The sequence below is a fragment of the Streptomyces sp. NPDC014676 genome (genome assembly GCF_043084105.1).
In the GTDB taxonomy this organism is placed as follows: Bacteria; Actinomycetota; Actinomycetes; order Streptomycetales; family Streptomycetaceae; genus Streptomyces.
The window spans coordinates 353,813-367,938 of record NZ_JBIBZI010000009.1 but is presented as its reverse complement, the minus strand read 5'-3'; the positions used below and the strand labels follow the sequence as shown (position 1 = coordinate 367,938).

At 72.2% G+C, this 14,126-nt stretch carries 14 protein-coding genes and 1 pseudogene; 2 read left to right on the top strand and 13 right to left on the bottom strand.

All coding sequences use genetic code 11. The features are described 5' to 3' along the window. Positions 1–4: 4 nt before the first annotated feature. The 6 genes from gnd to ACF1DX_RS25735 form a co-directional block, all read right to left on the bottom strand. Complete coding sequence (gene gnd / locus ACF1DX_RS25760; RefSeq protein ID WP_391793491.1) at positions 5–883, bottom strand: phosphogluconate dehydrogenase (NAD(+)-dependent, decarboxylating); 879 nt, start codon at positions 881–883, stop codon at positions 5–7. 28 nt (positions 884–911) lie between these two features. Next, positions 912–1,838, bottom strand: coding sequence for a glucose-6-phosphate dehydrogenase assembly protein OpcA (gene opcA / locus ACF1DX_RS25755; RefSeq protein ID WP_391793490.1), 927 nt, complete (start codon positions 1,836–1,838; stop codon positions 912–914). Beyond that, complete coding sequence (zwf, locus tag ACF1DX_RS25750; RefSeq protein ID WP_391793528.1) at positions 1,835–3,412, bottom strand: glucose-6-phosphate dehydrogenase; 1,578 nt, start codon at positions 3,410–3,412, stop codon at positions 1,835–1,837. The genes opcA and zwf overlap by 4 nt, the downstream gene beginning before the upstream one ends. Positions 3,413–3,468: 56 nt before the next feature. Further along, positions 3,469–3,705 carry a DUF2630 family protein gene (locus ACF1DX_RS25745; protein ID WP_391793489.1) on the bottom strand — a complete coding sequence of 79 codons (237 nt, stop codon included), beginning with the start codon at positions 3,703–3,705 and terminating at the stop codon, positions 3,469–3,471. Between the two features lie 41 nt (positions 3,706–3,746). Then, entirely contained in the window at positions 3,747–4,220 is a 474-nt protein-coding gene (locus tag ACF1DX_RS25740; RefSeq protein ID WP_391793488.1) for a DNA starvation/stationary phase protection protein, read from the bottom strand. 444 nt (positions 4,221–4,664) lie between these two features. Then, complete coding sequence (locus ACF1DX_RS25735) at positions 4,665–5,453, bottom strand: glycine betaine ABC transporter substrate-binding protein (protein WP_391793487.1); 789 nt, start codon at positions 5,451–5,453, stop codon at positions 4,665–4,667. A 112-nt stretch (positions 5,454–5,565) separates the two neighbouring features. Between ACF1DX_RS25735 and ACF1DX_RS25730 the strand changes: the two genes are divergently transcribed. Beyond that, positions 5,566–6,495 (top strand): LysR substrate-binding domain-containing protein, encoded by a 930-nt coding sequence (locus tag ACF1DX_RS25730; RefSeq protein ID WP_391793486.1) that lies wholly within the window; start codon positions 5,566–5,568, stop codon positions 6,493–6,495. Positions 6,496–6,543: 48 nt separating this feature from the next. Here the strand turns inward: ACF1DX_RS25730 and ACF1DX_RS25725 are convergent, their stop codons facing one another. From ACF1DX_RS25725 to ACF1DX_RS25695, 7 genes and pseudogenes are all read right to left on the bottom strand, one after another. Further along, complete coding sequence (locus ACF1DX_RS25725; protein ID WP_391793527.1) at positions 6,544–7,071, bottom strand: YbhB/YbcL family Raf kinase inhibitor-like protein; 528 nt, start codon at positions 7,069–7,071, stop codon at positions 6,544–6,546. A 156-nt stretch (positions 7,072–7,227) separates the two neighbouring features. Further along, positions 7,228–7,446, bottom strand: a pseudogene (locus ACF1DX_RS25720) (alcohol dehydrogenase catalytic domain-containing protein); the annotation flags it as partial. A gap of 480 nt (positions 7,447–7,926) precedes the next feature. After that, positions 7,927–8,322: a heme-binding protein gene (locus ACF1DX_RS25715; RefSeq protein WP_391793485.1), complete on the bottom strand. Its 396-nt coding sequence runs from the start codon at positions 8,320–8,322 to the stop codon at positions 7,927–7,929. 154 nt (positions 8,323–8,476) lie between these two features. Then, on the bottom strand, positions 8,477–9,139 hold the full coding sequence (locus ACF1DX_RS25710; RefSeq protein WP_391793484.1) for an NAD(P)H-binding protein: 663 nt from the start codon (positions 9,137–9,139) through the stop codon (positions 8,477–8,479). Positions 9,140–9,183: 44 nt separating this feature from the next. Continuing rightward, on the bottom strand, positions 9,184–10,023 hold the full coding sequence (locus ACF1DX_RS25705) for an alpha/beta fold hydrolase (RefSeq protein WP_391793483.1): 840 nt from the start codon (positions 10,021–10,023) through the stop codon (positions 9,184–9,186). 110 nt (positions 10,024–10,133) lie between these two features. Next, positions 10,134–10,577 carry an SsgA family sporulation/cell division regulator gene (locus ACF1DX_RS25700; protein WP_391793482.1) on the bottom strand — a complete coding sequence of 148 codons (444 nt, stop codon included), beginning with the start codon at positions 10,575–10,577 and terminating at the stop codon, positions 10,134–10,136. A gap of 133 nt (positions 10,578–10,710) precedes the next feature. Next, positions 10,711–10,992, bottom strand: a complete 282-nt coding sequence (locus tag ACF1DX_RS25695) for a WhiB family transcriptional regulator (protein WP_391793481.1) — start codon at positions 10,990–10,992, stop codon at positions 10,711–10,713. Positions 10,993–11,287: 295 nt separating this feature from the next. Here ACF1DX_RS25695 and ACF1DX_RS25690 point away from each other — a divergent pair, with 295 nt between their 5' ends. Beyond that, the gene (locus ACF1DX_RS25690; RefSeq protein ID WP_391793480.1) at positions 11,288–14,011 is read left to right on the top strand and encodes an AAA family ATPase; all 2,724 of its coding nucleotides are present in this window, start codon (positions 11,288–11,290) and stop codon (positions 14,009–14,011) included. Positions 14,012–14,126: the final 115 nt, after the last annotated feature.

Here is a 14,126-nt window from a genome sequence, read left to right as displayed (position 1 = left end):
GTGCTCACCTCGCCCGTTCGACGGCGTGGCCGCCGAACTGGTTGCGCAGCGCGGCGATCATCTTCATCTGCGGGGGGTCGTCCTGCCGGGAGGAGAACCGTGCGAAGAGGGACGCGGTGATCGCGGGCAGCGGCACGGCGTTGTCGATGGCGGCCTCGACGGTCCAGCGGCCCTCGCCGGAGTCGGCGGCCCGGCCGCGCAGCTTCTCCAGGTGCGGGTCGTCGTCGAGGGCGTCGACGGCGAGGTCGAGCAGCCAGGACCGGATGACGGTGCCTTCCTGCCAGGAGCGGAAGACCTCGCGGACGTTGTCGACGGAGTCGACCTTCTCCAGCAGTTCCCAGCCCTCGGCGTAGGCCTGCATCATGGCGTACTCGATGCCGTTGTGGACCATCTTGGCGAAGTGCCCGGCGCCGACCTTGCCGGCGTGGACGTAGCCGTAGGGGCCCTCGGGCTTGAGCGCGTCGAAGATCGGCTGGAGGCGGTCGACGTACTCCTTCTCGCCGCCGACCATGAGGGCGTAGCCGTTCTTCAGGCCCCAGACGCCGCCGGAGACGCCGGCGTCGACGAAGCCGATGCCGCGCCCGGCGAGTTCCTCTGCGTGCTTCTCGTCGTCGGTCCAGCGGGAGTTGCCGCCGTCGACGACGATGTCGCGGGGCTTGAGGAGGGAGGCGAGCTGGTCGATGACGGCCTGGGTGGGGCCGCCGGCCGGGACCATCACCCAGACCGCGCGGGGTCCTTCGAGGCGGTCCACGAGGTCGACGAGGCTGTCCACGTCGGAGAGTTCGGGGTTGGTGTCGTAGCCGACGACGTCATGGCCGGCGTTGCGCAGACGCTCGCGCATGTTGCCGCCCATCTTGCCGAGACCGATGAGACCGATCCGCATGGTTGCTTCCTTTTTCCGAGGTCGTGTCTCAGTGGGTCCGGTGAGTGCCGTGGCCGCGCAGGGCGACGGCGTACATCTCGTCCGCGTCGAGGCGCCGCAGCTCCTCGGCGATGAGTTCCGCGGTGGACCGCACCTTCAGCGCCAGGGTGCGCGGCGGCTGGTCGGGCAGGGTCAGGGTGGCCACCGGGCCCTCGGGCCGGTCGATGACGATCTCACCGGCGGCGGTGTTCAGCCGGACGGTGGTGACGGCGGGGCCGTCGCTGACCCGGCGGTCGGCGCTGACGCCGAGGCGGGTCTCCAGCCAGCGGGCCAGCAGTTCGGCGGCCGGGTTGTCGGCCTCGGCCTCCACGACCGCCGAGGTGACCTTCATCCGGGCCTCGTCCAGGGCGGCGGCCAGCATGGAGCGCCACAGCGTCAGCCGGGTCCAGGCGAGGTCGGTGTCGCCGGGGGCGTAGCTGCGCACCCGCTTGCCCAGGGTCTCCATCGGGTTCTCGACCGCGTACAGGTCGGTGATCCGGCGCTGGGCGAGCGCGCCCAGCGGGTCCTTGGCGGGGTTGTCCGGGGTGTCCACCGGCCACCACACGACCACCGGCGCGTCGGGGAGCAGCAGCGGCAGCACCACCGAGTCGGCGTGCTGCGAGACCTCGCCGTACATACGCAGCACGACCGTCTCACCGGTGCCGGCCTCCGCCCCCAGGCGGACTTCCGCGTCCAGACGGGGACGTGGGTGGTCATGGGTCCCCCGGCCCTGCCGCCTGATGACCACCAGGGTCCGCGAGGGGTGTTCCCGCGAGGCGTCCTCGGCGGCCTTGATCGCGTCGTAGGCGTTCTCCTCGTCCGTGACGATGACCATCGTCAGGACCATGCCCACGGCCGGGGTGCCGATGGCCCGGCGACCCTGCACGAGGGCGCGTTCGACGGCGCCCGCCGTCGTGTCGGTCAGCTCGATCTTCATGGCCGGCGCCAGCTCCGTCCGTCTCGCTCCAGCATCTCGTCCGCCTCGACCGGGCCCCAGGTACCCGACGGGTACCGGGCCGGGGTGCCGTGGGTGTCCCAGTACTCCTCGATCGGGTCGAGGATCTTCCAGGACAGCTCGACCTCCTCCGTGCGCGGAAAGAGGTTGGAGTCGCCGAGCAGGACGTCCAGGATCAGCCGCTCGTACGCCTCCGGGCTGGACTCGGTGAAGGACTCGCCGTAGGCGAAGTCCATCGACACGTCCCGGATCTCCATCGACGTGCCCGGTACCTTGGAGCCGAAGCGGACGGTGACGCCCTCGTCGGGCTGGACTCGGATGACGATCGCGTTCGACCCGAGTTCCTCGGTGGCCGTGGAGTCGAAGGGGGAGTGCGGGGCGCGCTGGAAGACCACCGCGATCTCGGTGACCCGGCGGCCCAGGCGCTTGCCGGTGCGCAGGTAGAAGGGAACGCCCGCCCAGCGGCGGTTGTCGATCCCGACCTTGATCGCGGCATAGGTGTCGGTCTTCGACTTCGGGTCGATGCCGTCCTCTTCGAGGTAGCCGACCGCCGCCGCGCCGCCCTGCCAGCCCGCCGCGTACTGGGCGCGGACGGTGTCCCGGCCCAGGTCGGCGGGGAGGCGGACCGCGCCGAGGACCTTGGTCTTCTCCGCGGCCAGCGCGTCCGCGTCGAAGGAGGCCGGCTCCTCCATCGCGGTCAGCGCCAGCAGTTGGAGGAGGTGGTTCTGGATGACGTCACGGGCGGCGCCGATGCCGTCGTAGTAGCCGGCCCGGCCGCCGATGCCGATGTCCTCGGCCATCGTGATCTGTACGTGGTCGACATAGGACCGGTTCCATATCGGCTCGAACATCGTGTTGGCGAAGCGCAGCGCCAGGATGTTCTGGACCGTCTCCTTGCCCAGGTAGTGGTCGATGCGGAAGACCTGGTCCGGGGCGAAGACCTCGTGGACGATGGAGTTGAGTTCCTCGGCCGACCTCAGGTCGTGGCCGAAGGGCTTCTCGATGACCGCGCGCCGCCACGAGCCGCCCGACTGGTCGGCCAGCCCGTGTTTCTTGAGTTGCTGGATGACCACGGGGAAGGACTTCGGCGGCACGGACAGGTAGAAGGCGAAGTTGCCGCCGGTGCCCTGGGCCTTGTCCAGTTCCTCGATGATGCCGCGCAGCCGCTCGAACGCGTCGTCGTCGTCGAAGGTGCCCTGGACGAAGCGCATCCCCTGGATGAGCTGCTGCCAGACCTCCTCGCGGAACGGCGTACGGGCGTGTTCCTTGACGGCGTCGTGCACGACCTGGGCGAAGTCCTCGTGCTCCCAGTCACGGCGGGCGAAGCCGACGAGCGAGAAGCCCGGCGGCAGCAGCCCCCGGTTGGCGAGGTCGTACACGGCCGGCATCAGCTTCTTGCGGGACAGATCGCCGGTGACGCCGAAGATGACCAGACCCGACGGCCCCGCGATACGCGGGAGCCGTCGGTCTGCGGGGTCACGCAACGGGTTGCCGCTCGCGGGTGTGCGGGCCGCGGTGCGGCCGGTGGGTGAGGGGTGCCTGCCCCGGCGGGGCATGTTCACGGTGGCTCCTGGGTGGTGTCGGTCGGCCGGGACGCGGGTGTGCGCGGTGCTCAGGACTCGTAGCCCTCGACCATGGACTGGGGCCGGGTGTGGGCCTCTTCGGGGTCCTGTCCGAACTCCGACTTGGCCCTGCGCTGCCGCAGCAGGTCCCAGCACTGGTCCAGCTCGCGCTCCAGCTCGCCCAGCCGGCTCCGCTCGTCCGGCCCACCGGAGCCGCGGGAGTCGCGCAACCTGCGCTCCTCCTCGGCCATTTCGGTGATCCGGTGCAGGATCTCCGGGTTCTTCATGGTTCCTCTCCTCGGGTACTCGGGCAGCTCTCGCCGGCGGTTCAGCCCCGGTTCTCCGCCTGGAACATCCAGCTCTGCTTCTCGATCTCGGCCGTCAGCCCGATCAGCAGGTCCTGGCTGACGGGGTCCGCCGCCGCCGTGGCCTCGATGCGCGCGCGCAGGCGGTCGATGAGGACCGCGAAGGAACGGACCAGCGCCTCCACCGCGTCGTCGTCGGTGATCCACCCCTGCTGGAATCCCGGGAGTCCGCTGTCGGCCGCGACGGTCACGGCCCGCCCGTCCGGGCTGATGCCCAGGGCCGCGGCCCGCTCGGCCACCTGGTCCGCGTAATCGCGTGCGGTGGTGACGACCTCGTCCAGTTGCTGGTGGATGGTGCGGAAGCGCGGTCCGTAGAGGTTCCAGTGGGCCTGCTTGGCCACCAGGGAGAGGTCGAGCAGGTCGACCAGGGTGCCCTGGAGGGCCGTACCGGTCACTGCGCGTTCCGCGTCCGGCAGCGGACTGGAGATGATGCTCATGGTGGGCTCCTCGCGATGTGGGGTGCCTGGCCTCCGGTGGGCCGAAGCTTGCTCACCCATCCTTTCGGGGGGCCGTCCGGGGACGATCCGTCGATTGACTTACGGTCCGTGTAAGCAGTCACGGGGATGGTCCGGGAACATGGAACGGCGGCCCCCAGCGGTGGGTGAGGACCGCCGAAGGTCCTCTTCCTCGACCTACCCGGGTCTGTCGGCAGCGCCGTGCCGGAACCGGGTAGCCCGAGGCCGGTCCACCACTGGCTCCAGCCGTAGGACTGCTGCCCGAACCAGGCCCCGGTGGTCCTGCCTCGGGCGGACGCCGTGCCGCCGGCGGCGAACTCGCTCCGCGCCACCCCGCCGGTGTGGAAGACGTCGGAGTCGGTGATGACCAGGTTCGCGGCCGCCGCTCCCAGACAGTTGAGCCGTTTCCCGGATGCCGTGCTCCTGTCACCGCCGTGTGGCGAGGAAGCGGTCGGCCGCCTGCAGAGGGGTGAGGCCGTCCACGTTGATGAGGCTGTCGATCTCCTCCACGCCCTCGTTGCCCAGGCGCAGGGCGTCCAGCTCGGCGACGGCGGCGGGGTCGATCCGGTCCAGCGCCTCGTGCGTGACGACGGGGGCGGCGGCGTCGACCGTGCCGAGCAGCCCCTTCGGTTCGGTGAGGCTCCGCAGTCCGTGCAGCCGGTTCAGGTACTGGGGCCGCCACAGCGGGACGACGAACCACTCCCGGTCGGCGACCCCCCGGTCGACACGGGCGACGAACTCGCTCTCGCTGCCCGGCACGAACCCGTATCCCGCCCGGTCCAGCCCGTACTCGCGGACCATCCGGGCGGAGAAGCGGCTGATACCGGCTCCCGGGTTGATGCCCTGGACGGTGGTCGTCATCCGTTCCGCCACCTCGGGCCGGAGCAGGTCCGCGACCTCGCCGACCGCCTCCTCGGGCACGTACGGCGGTACCGCCCAGACACAGTACGGCTCGTAGTGCGGCGTCAGTACGCGAACGCGGTCGGCGTACCGGGAGAGGTAGATGTCATGGCTGGACGGCAGCCAGGCCGACACCAGGACGTCCACCGCGCCCTCTTCCTGGAGGTGGAACATGCGCTCGTGCGGTGCCTCGACACTGCGCACCTGATGGCCGTGTTTCTCCAGTATGCGGCGGGTGACCGCGGCGGCCGCCCGGTGGAAGGAGAGCGCGATGTTGCCCACGGTGACGGTGGCATCGTTTCGGTACTCGGACATGGCAACCCTTCGACGATCCGGTGAGCGCGGGTGTGCGCGGCACCCACGATCCTGTGCCGCCCCGAGTCATAAGTCCAAGACATGTTTTTGATGTGACCCATATGCTGAGCGCATGGCGACTTTGCGACAACTGGAGTATCTGGTGGCGATCGTGGACGCCGGCTCGTTCACGCGGGCCGCGGAGCGGCTGAACGTGACGCAGCCGGGGCTCTCCCACCAGTTCCAGGCCCTGGAGCGGGAGGTCGGCGGCCCCCTGCTGGAGCGTCTGCCCCGCGGGGTACGGCTGACGTCCGCCGGACGGTCCATGCTCCCGCACGCCCGCGCCGCCCTTGCCGAGGCCGGCCGGGCCACGCTCTCCGCGCGCCGCGCGGCGGGTGTGTCCACGGGTGAACTCCATTTGGCCACGCTGTACTCCGTCAGCGCCGGCGTGCTGCCCGCCGTCCTCGGCCTCTGGCGCAGGCGGCACCCGGGCGTCCGGGTCCGCCTGTTCGAGTACCGCAGCTCGGACGAGCTCGCCCAGGCCATGGTGGCCGGCGTCGCCGATCTCGCCGTGGGTCCGCTGCCCGACCGGTGGGAGGGCACCGCCCGGCATCTGGGCACCGAGGAATTCGTGGTGGTCACCGCAGCCTGCGACCCCCTGGCCGGTCCCGGGACCGCGGCGCGCGTGCGGCTGGCGGACCTCGCCGACCGGGCGTGGGTGCACTTCACCCCGGACAGCGGACTCGCGCGGTTCCTCGACGACGCCTGCGCGAGGGCGGGCTTCCGGCCCCGTGCCGCGGTCCGCACCGAGCAGGCGGCGGCGGCCGTCGGATACGCCGCCGCCGGTCTGGGGCCCACGCTGGTGCCGGCCAGCAGCGTCCCCCGGCACTTCCCGGAGGCGGTGCTGCGCCCGGACCCGCCGGTCACCCGGGTGCTGACCGGCTACACCCGCACCAGCCCGGACTCCGTCGCCGCCTCCTTCCTGGAGCTGCTGGAGGAACACGCCGCCCTGATGCCCCGCCACGTGGCCCGGCGGCTGGGCCTGCGGACCCGGACCTCCTGAGGACCGGCCGCCGGGCGCCGCCCGTGCGGGGGACGGCGCCCGCCGGACTCAGCTCGCGGAGAAGCGCGCGGTGATGACGGCGCGGGCCAGGGTGTGGCCCGAGAGGTTGAAGCCGAGGAAGGCCGGCGTGGCGCTCCGGTCCAGTCCGAGGGTCTCGACGTCCACGGCGTGCACGGCGATGTAGTAGACGTGCTCGCCGTGGCCGGCCGGCGGCGCGGCGCCCAGGTAGCGCTTGAGCCCGGCGTCGTTGGCGAGCTGCCACGCCTGCTCCGGCAGTCCCTCGGCCGGGTCGTCACCGGCACCGGCCGGCAGCTCGGTCACGGTCGCCGGGATGTCGGCGACGGCCCAGTGCCAGAAGCCGCTGCCCGTGGGGGCGGTGGGGTCGTAGACGGTGACGACGAAGCTCTTGGTCTCCGCCGGAAACCCGGACCAGGCGAGCTGCGGGGAGACGTCCTTGCCGCCGGCTCCGAAAATGCCGCTGGCCTGGGCGAGGGGAAGGACGTCGCCGTCGGCGAAGTCGGCGCTGGTGACGGTGAACGACGGGACCTTCGCGATGAGGTCGTAGGGAGTGGACATGACTGTTCCTTTCAGTGGCTTGCACCGGCCATCCTCGCGGCGGCACGGCTTCGGGTGATCTGTCGATCGACTGACGTCTGCCGCACGGTCATTCGGCCGTGAGCACGAGCTTCCAGGGGCAGCGTGGACGAGGCCGAGCCGGGCGGGCACCGGGGCCAGGTCCCGTACCGGGACCACCGCGTACTCGGCGTACGCCGCGACCTGTGCGGGGAAGCGTGACATCCCGAAGACCCGGTCGCCGACCCGCAGTCCGTCGGCGTCGGCTCCGAGGGAGACGACCTCGCCGGCCAGGTCCCAGCCGACGGTGAACGGCGGCGGGCCCAGCCGCGCGGCCACTCCCCCGCCCGCCCGGGTCTGCCAGTCGACCGGGTTCACCCCGGACGAGTGCCTCGGCGCGGCCCGGTTCGGGGACGGGACGCTCGACGAGGGTGAGCACCTGCGCCCCGCCGAGGGTGTGCTGCGTGATGGCGCGCACGGCTCGGATCCCTTCGTACTGGGCGGCGTACAGACCGGCGTTGCAACCGGTGAGGGTGACCGGCCCGGCGTCGGTGACCGTCACGTCGGCTGTCTGCGCGACCCGGGGGCGGCCGGGGCGGGGGTCGACCGGACGGCCGGGTGCTCCGGGCACGACCGCCCCGACCTCCAGCGGACGGCAGGGGTCGGTGACGTCGACCACCCGCTGGCCCGCGTTCCGGTGGGTGGCGAAGACACCGAGAGCCCGCCGGAGAAGAGGTGGCCGACGTGGACGTGGTCGCGGTGGTACTGCACCTGCATGGCGTCCGGTCGTCCGCCCTGGTCGGAGTGCCCGACCGGCACGAACCCCCGGCTGAGCGCCGGGGTGGGGGGCGGACGCGGTCACAGCACGGTCAGGGCGGCCGAGGCGACCTCGTGGTCCTCGTCCGGTGTGCCGCCGCCGACCCCGATGGCACCGATGACGACTCCGTCCTGGACCACCGGGACGCCGCCCGCGACGAAGGCGAGCGGGTCCCGGGTGCCCGCCTCGATGCCGAACAGCGGGGCTCCCGGCTGTACGTCGGGCGCCAGGTCCCGGGTGGCCCGGGCGAACAGCACCGCCGTACGGGCCTTGCTCCGGCTGGTCTCGACGGAGGCGAGGGCCGCGCCGTCCATCCGCGCGGCGGCGATCAGGTGGGCTCCGGCGTCGACGACGGTGACGGTGAACGGGACGCCCAGTTCGGCGGCCTTGTCCTTGCCGGCCTGGACGGCCCGTTCCGCGGCGGACAACGTGATCACTGGTGGCTCCTGGTCAGGTCGGGGGGCGGGACGCCGGTCGCCGTCCACGGCGCTGCTCCGTGGACGGCGACCGGCGCATGCAGTGTGACCCGGAGCCGTGGGCACACGTATCTGCCGGGTGCGCCTCGGTGACCATGGCGCCCGGAGGGCGCGGTCAGCCGTCCGCCGCGGTCCGTACGGCGGCTGTCACGGATGTGCCGCCCGCGATCAGGTCCAGCGTCCGGCCGGCGGTGCGCGGTTCGTCGAGCAGCGCCAGCAGGACGGCGGCCACGTCGTCCCGGGCCACGCTGCCCTCGGGGGTCGAGGGGCCCAGCGTCACGTGTCCGGTGCCCGGTTCGTCGGTGAGGCGTCCCGGCCGCAGGATCGTCCACCCCAGTGACGCGTGGGCGCGCACGTGGTCGTCGGCCTCCGCCTTGGCCCTCAGGTAGGCGGCGAACACCGGGTCGGTGCCGGCCGGGGGGCTGCTGTCCACGCCCTTCCCCGAGATCATCAGGAAGCGCCCGGTGCGGGCGGCCAGCGCCGCGTCGGCGACGAGCACGGCCGCCCCGCGGTCGACGGTGTCCTTGCGTTCCGCTCCGCTGCCCGGACCGGCGCCGGCGGCGAAGACCACCGCGTCGGCGTCCCGGAGATGGGCCGCGACCTCCGCCACCGACGCCGACTCCAGATCGCACAGCGCGGGGACCGCGCCGGCTTCCCGCACGTCGCCCGCCTGCTCAGGACGGCGTACCAGCCCCACCGCGGTGTCGCCGCGCTCCGCCAGGAGCCGCTCCAGCCGGAGGGCCACCTGCCCGTGCCCGCCCGCGATGACCACTCTCATGTCCTCTGTCCTTTCGTCGTCCGTCGTGCCGGTGTGCGCGCCGCTCAGCGCAGGAAGTCCAGTACGTCCCGCGCGAACTCCTCGTGGTGCTGGAAGAGGAACCCGTGGCCCGAGTCCGGGTAGACCTTGACCCGGGCCCGGGGCAGCAGCCCGCCCAGCAGGTGGGCCGTGCGCGACGGGATGACGCGGTCGTTGTCGCCGCCGGCCACGAACGTGGGGTGGGTGACCGCCGAGAGCCGCTCCAGGGCGGCGGGGTCGGGGACGCCCCACTCGACCACCGCCTCGTACTGTGCCGCCCGGGCCTCCGCCGGAACCGGCAGGTCCCGGTCCTCCTCGCGCTCGATGTACCGGCCGATGAAACCCAGGCCGCTGCGCTGGCTCGTCTCGGTGTGGTTGAAGAAGGTGTACAGGTAGTTCTGGATGCCGAGCCGGTCGACGTCGGTGTGGGCCACGATGTCCTCGGGGTACCCCTCGATGCCGGGGCCCCCGCGCGGCGCGGTGGCCGCGAGCACCAGCCGGCGGACGGCCGACGGGCGCAGCAGCGCCACCTCCTGCGCGGCGTAGCCCCCCATGGAGTAGCCAAGGACGTCCGCCTGCCGCACGCCGAGGGCGTCCATGAACGCCAGGGTGTCCCGGGCCAGGTCCCGCACCGTGCGGCAGACCTGACCGGTACTGAGCCCCACCCCGGCGTTGTCCAGGGTGATGACGTCGCGTTCGGCGGCCAGAGCGTCGATGAGCGCCGGGTCCCAGCCGTCGAGTGTGCCCCGGTAGTGCTGGAGCATAAGGAGCGGCGGGGACGGGAGACCGGCCGCGCCGGAGCGGCGATAGGTGTACCGCACACCGCTCGCGGCTTCGACCACCTGGTTCGGGGCGTCGACATACATCTCGGTTCCTCATCATGGGGGGCGCGACGGCTCCGAGTGTGCCGTGCCCGGCGGCGGCGGCCATAGGGCATTTGACCGTGGACCGTCCGCGGCGTGTCCCGGCGACCGCGTCAGCGGGGCGGCAGCAGGGCGCAGGCCAGGGCGTCCCAGTCGACCAGCCGGCTCTCGCCGCCCCTGGGTACGAGGTCGTACGTCCGCTCCAGCCACGCCCGGATCGGAGCCAGCTCGGTCATGAACGCGGCCGAGGCGTGGGTCCGCTCCAGGCGCAGGTAGAGGAACGGCGTGTCGTCGTGCCGCCGGGACGGCCATATCTTGACGTCGGCCTCGCCGCTGAGCCCTTCGGTCCCCTGCGTCAGGAGGTCACGCCCGATGACCCAGGAGATCCGCGGTGCCGAAGGTGTCATGAGGTCCAGCCGCACGGAGAAGGGGGCCGCGGGGTCGAAGGTGAACCGGCAGGGCACCGAGGCGTTCTCCGGCGGCGCGAACAGGTTGTGGAGGGTGACGTCGAGCGTCAGGGGGTCCTCATCGCTGCGTACCCACGGCTGCTGACTCATAGGTCTGTTCCTTTGCGCTGTTCATCGACGACCCCGTCTGCCGGCACACCCTGACCGGGGTGCCGCAACTCGGTGAGGCATCGGCCCACGAGAGTGTTCCGGATCGCAGTGGAAATTAAGTGGAAGCCCCGGGTCAGGCTCCGTGGGCGGACCGGCGGTATCTCCGGCGTGCGGCGGCGCGGCGCATGCCCCGGCGCTCCTGCTCGCTGAGGCCGCCCCAGACACCGCTCTCCTCGCCCTGGTCGAGTGCCCACTCCCGGCAGGCACGGGTCAGCGGGCACCGTCCGCAGATCCGCTTCGCCTCCGCGGTCTGGACGAGTGCGGGCCCCGCCTCCCCCACCGGGAAGAACAGCTCCGGGTCCGCGGTGCGGCACAGGGCCTCCCGCCAGGCCGGCCGCGTGAGCGCGCTCCTCATGACAGCCGCCCCGCGGGCCGTGCCGTGCTGGTCATCTTCCGTCCTCCTCGGACGCCGGGATCATTGGTGTGCGGGCCCACTGTGCGATGGCACGGCCGGGACGGGCATCGGTCGACCGACTGCCTCGTGACCTACGGTCCCGCGCGACGAGGGCTCGACGACCGACGGACGGTGGCACCCGTCCCCTCTGGTCAAACATGCGCAAAGAGGTAGGATGCGAGCTTGTCGGGAGCGGCAGTGCTGACGACTGGCGGCTGCGGACGATCTCACGTCCGGAGGTTCGAGAAGTAGGTACGTGTACGTGATTGGGCGCGAATCGCAGGTCGATCAGCTGTCCGCTCTCCTCGAGGCGGCACGCGAGGGACGCGGGTCCTCGGCGCTGGTGTACGGCGAGGCGGGGATAGGCAAGAGCAGTCTGGTCTCCTCGGCCGTCGACGCGGCATCCTCGTCGGGCTTCCAGGTGCTCTCCTGTCACGGCATACGCGGCACGGGCGCGGTCGGTTACGAGGGGTTGCACGAGCTGCTGCTGCCTCTCCTCCACCGCGTGGAGGCCCTGTCACCGCGCCAGCGCACAGCCCTGGAGGTGGCGTTCGGCGCCGAGGGGGAACCGGCCGACCGGCTCGTCACGGGGCTCGCCGCGTTCGGGCTGCTGGAGGAAGCGGCGGCGCACGGACCCCTCGTCGTACTGGTCGAGGACCTGCACTGGCTCGATGTGTCCACGGCGGACATCGTCACCTTCCTCGCGGCCCGGATGAGTGTCATGCCCGCCTTGCTGCTGGCCACCACTCGCGCCGATCGCATCTATCCCGATCGCAGTCCCCGCTTCAAGCACCACATACCCCTGGGCCCCCTCGGCCAGGAGGATGCCTTGCGGCTGGTCGCCCTGCACGCGCCCGCGCTGACGGTGCCGCAACGGCAGCGGCTGGTGGAGCGGGCCATGGGCAACCCGCTCGCGCTGACCGAGTGGTCGACCAGCACAGCGCACGTCGACGGCGCAGCGTCAGCCGAGCGCGGCCGGGTCCCGATGGGCAAACGCCTGGAGGACTCGTTCCTCGCCGAGGTCGCCCTGCTCCCGCCCGCGACGCGGCAGGCCCTCCTGGTCGTCGCCGCGGGGCAGGATTCCAGCAGCCACGAAGTGCTCACCGCGGCCCGCGGTCTGGGCTTGGAGCAGAGCGACTTCGCACCGGCCGAAACGTTTGGCCTGATCACGCTGGGCAACGACTCCTTCCGGTTCCGTCACCCGTTGGTGGGCTCCGCGGTGTACGACAACGCCGACTCCCACGTGCGGTCCCAGGTGCACACCAGCCTGGCGGCGGTCGTCGTCGACCCGGCACGTGCCGTCCGACACCGGGCCGCGGCGGTCACCGGCTGGGACGAGAACGTCGCCGCCGAACTGGAGCGGCTCGCCGTGGCGACCGGGCGGCGCGGTGCGCGGACCGAGGCGGCCGCCGCCTGGCGGCGTGCGGTCGCGCTGACGCCGGTGCCGAGGGAACGAGCCCGGCGCACGGTGATGGCGGCGGAAGCCGCGCGGCAGGCCGGTGCCACGGCCGACGCCGTCGCCCTGCTCGCCGAGGCGAAGCCGCCCTCCGAGGACGAGGCGTCGGTCATGCAGCTCGCCCGCACCGAGTGGATGCTCGCCAGCACCAGTACGACACACCCGGACCGGGGCGGTGACGAGCTGATCGCGTTGTCTCGGGCACTGAGCGACCCGGACGACCGGATCGAGGTCCTCACCTGGGCGGCGGTGCGCAGCTACACCCGGCAGGACCTCTCCGCCGCAGTCACGGCTGCGGTCGCCGAGGAGTTGCGACTCCCCGGCATCGCCGTCACCGAGCGGCAGCGACTGCTGCGGAGCATCGCGCTGGCCTTGATCGGTTCGGCCGACCGGCTGCCCTCCGTCGCGGAGGCGTTGTCGGTTCTCCGGCCGCAGGTGCGCGAGACGGACGCGACGCTGATGAACTGTCTGGCGTTCGCCTTCGAGGACACCCACGATCTGGAAGGCGCCGAACGCGTGTGGAGCGCCGAGGTCGACCTGTTCCACCGGTCGGCGCGGACGAGCGACGAGACGGTGGCCCTCGCCGGGCGCGGCACGGTACGCATGAAAGCCCACGCGATCGCCGCCGGCCTCGCCGACTGCGAGCAGGCCCTGCGGCTCAGTACCGACCTCGGTCTGTCGGTCGTCGGAGCGCTCTGCGCGGCGAGCATCGCCCTCGCGCGCGCGTGGCGCGGTGAGGAGGCGCTCGCGGCCACCGCTCTCACGACCTCCGCCGAGTTGTCCGGGCTGGCCCCCCTCGCCAGGGTCGCCGCCATCGTCTCCTGGGCATCGGCGGAGCTGGCGGCGAACGAGGGCCGCTTCGAGGAGGCGGTCGTCCACCTGCTGCGCAGCGTGGATCATCCGCCCATCGGCCTGTGGGCGGGCGGTGGCCTGGCCGACGCGGCCGTGCGGGCGGGGCGGCCGGAGGCCGTGGACGGCTGGCTCGGCATGGCGACGGCCGCTCTCGCGTCCAGCGGCTCCGCCCGCCTCGCGATGCTGGTCGAGCGGACCCGGGCGCTACTGTCGCCGGACGGCGGGGCGCGCGGCCACTTCGAGCGGGCCATAGCGCACGGTGAGCGCTCCGCCGCGGTCCTGGAGCTGGCGAAGACCCGGCTGTTCTTCGGTGAGTGGCTGCGGCGCGAGCGCCACATCACGGAAGCACGCGGTCACCTCACCGCGGCCCTGCACGTCTTCGAGTCGCACCACGCTACGCCGCTCATTCAGCGGACGGCGCGGGAACTGGGTGCCGCCGGCAGCGTCCGACCAACCCGGCCGACACGCGCCGTCGACGCCAATGCCGTGCTCACCGCCCAGGAACTGCACGTCGCCCGGCTGGCCGCCGAGGGGTACTCGAACAAACAGATTGCCGACCAGCTGTATCTCTCCCACCGCACCGTCGGGGCGCACCTGTACAGCACCTACGCCAAACTGAAGATCAACCGGCGGGCGCAGCTCACGTCCGCGCTCGCGGCCACCCACGACTGATCCGGCCCGCCCCTGACCGGGGAAGGCATCCGGCCGGCTCGGCGGGCAAGACGCATCACGGTCGAATTACCTAGGGATCTTTCCGGCCTCATTTCCTAGGTTGGGACACGCTCCG

Coding starts and splice junctions, on each gene's coding strand:
- gnd (WP_391793491.1), bottom strand. CDS start 883: ATGCGGATCGGTCTCATCGGTCTCGGCAAGATGGGCGGCAACATGCGC.
- opcA (WP_391793490.1), bottom strand. CDS start 1,838: ATGAAGATCGAGCTGACCGACACGACGGCGGGCGCCGTCGAACGCGCC.
- zwf (WP_391793528.1), bottom strand. CDS start 3,412: ATGCCCCGCCGGGGCAGGCACCCCTCACCCACCGGCCGCACCGCGGCC.
- ACF1DX_RS25745 (WP_391793489.1), bottom strand. CDS start 3,705: ATGAAGAACCCGGAGATCCTGCACCGGATCACCGAAATGGCCGAGGAG.
- ACF1DX_RS25740 (WP_391793488.1), bottom strand. CDS start 4,220: ATGAGCATCATCTCCAGTCCGCTGCCGGACGCGGAACGCGCAGTGACC.
- ACF1DX_RS25735 (WP_391793487.1), bottom strand. CDS start 5,453: ATGTCCGAGTACCGAAACGATGCCACCGTCACCGTGGGCAACATCGCG.
- ACF1DX_RS25730 (WP_391793486.1), top strand. CDS start 5,566: ATGGCGACTTTGCGACAACTGGAGTATCTGGTGGCGATCGTGGACGCC.
- ACF1DX_RS25725 (WP_391793527.1), bottom strand. CDS start 7,071: ATGTCCACTCCCTACGACCTCATCGCGAAGGTCCCGTCGTTCACCGTC.
- ACF1DX_RS25710 (WP_391793484.1), bottom strand. CDS start 9,139: ATGAGAGTGGTCATCGCGGGCGGGCACGGGCAGGTGGCCCTCCGGCTG.
- ACF1DX_RS25705 (WP_391793483.1), bottom strand. CDS start 10,023: ATGTATGTCGACGCCCCGAACCAGGTGGTCGAAGCCGCGAGCGGTGTG.
- ACF1DX_RS25700 (WP_391793482.1), bottom strand. CDS start 10,577: ATGAGTCAGCAGCCGTGGGTACGCAGCGATGAGGACCCCCTGACGCTC.
- ACF1DX_RS25695 (WP_391793481.1), bottom strand. CDS start 10,992: ATGAGGAGCGCGCTCACGCGGCCGGCCTGGCGGGAGGCCCTGTGCCGC.